The organism is Alienimonas chondri (genome assembly GCF_013036045.1).
In the GTDB taxonomy this organism is placed as follows: Bacteria; Planctomycetota; Planctomycetia; order Planctomycetales; family Planctomycetaceae; genus Alienimonas; species Alienimonas chondri.
Map to the genome: position 1 here is coordinate 1 of NZ_WTPX01000341.1, position 938 is coordinate 938.

The following is a 938-nucleotide window of genomic DNA, read 5'->3' on the forward strand; positions in this document are numbered from 1 at the left end:
GCGGAGGACTGGGAGGCGGGAACTACCGCGGCGGCGGCGGGTTCGGCGGCGGCGGATTCAGCCTGCCGGCGCTCCGCCCCGGGGAGATCGGCCCGGCGCTCGCCCCGGCGATGATCGCCGCCGCCCAGTTCGGCGGGCCCGGGAAAGAGTTCGGCGGAGCGCCGGGGAACGCCGTCACCGCCGCGGACCGCGCCGCCGCGGAGTGGGACGCCCGGCTCAAGTTCTTCGAGAAACGCCTCGAACTGCTGCCCGGCGACCCGCAGGACGCCGTCTACGGGTACGCCTTCCAATCCCTCATCGACCTCATTCACGCCACCACCGGCGGCGTCGGCGAGGGCGGCGGCTGGGAGGAGATCGAGGGCGAGGGCGGCGCGATGGAGTACCTGGAAACCGGCCCCGCCGGCACCGGCCGGGCGGTGCTGGTCGTCCGCCAGACCGACGCCGTGCACCGCCAGATCGTCGCCCTGCTGACCGACCTCCGCGCCGCCCCCGGCGAGGAACTCGACCCGGAGTCCATCGCCGCCGCCGCCCGCGCCGGCAAGAAACCCGCCAAGCCGGCGGCCTTAGACTTCGGATTCCCTGCCAAGAACGACGCCGAGGAGGCGGACGTCGACCGCTGATCGCCCGACCGGGGCGGCATGCTTTCGCCGCGTCGTCGCCGTGTCCGCAGCCCTGTGCACGTCACGCCGCGGCGTCAGCATGGAGAGCGACGCCCGAAGGATCTCGGGACCCGCGAAACCGCAAGCGTTGATTGGGGGAATCGATCAGCCGGTGAAGCGGCCGTCGTCGGTGCGGCCGGCGTGGCCGAGGTCGGCGAGCACCTCCAGCACCGGGGCGACCTTCGCCGGGCCGGCGCCTTTGAAGAACGCGGCGACGTCCCCCGGCGCCAGCGGGCGGTCCGCCTGGGCCAGCACGCCCCGCACGGCCCGATACTGGGC

Annotated in this window: 1 pseudogene; it reads left to right on the top strand. The window is 74.5% G+C overall.

What is annotated here, in order from left to right:
- Positions 1 to 620, top strand: a pseudogene (locus LzC2_RS21540) (hypothetical protein); the annotation flags it as partial.
- Positions 621 to 938: the final 318 nt, after the last annotated feature.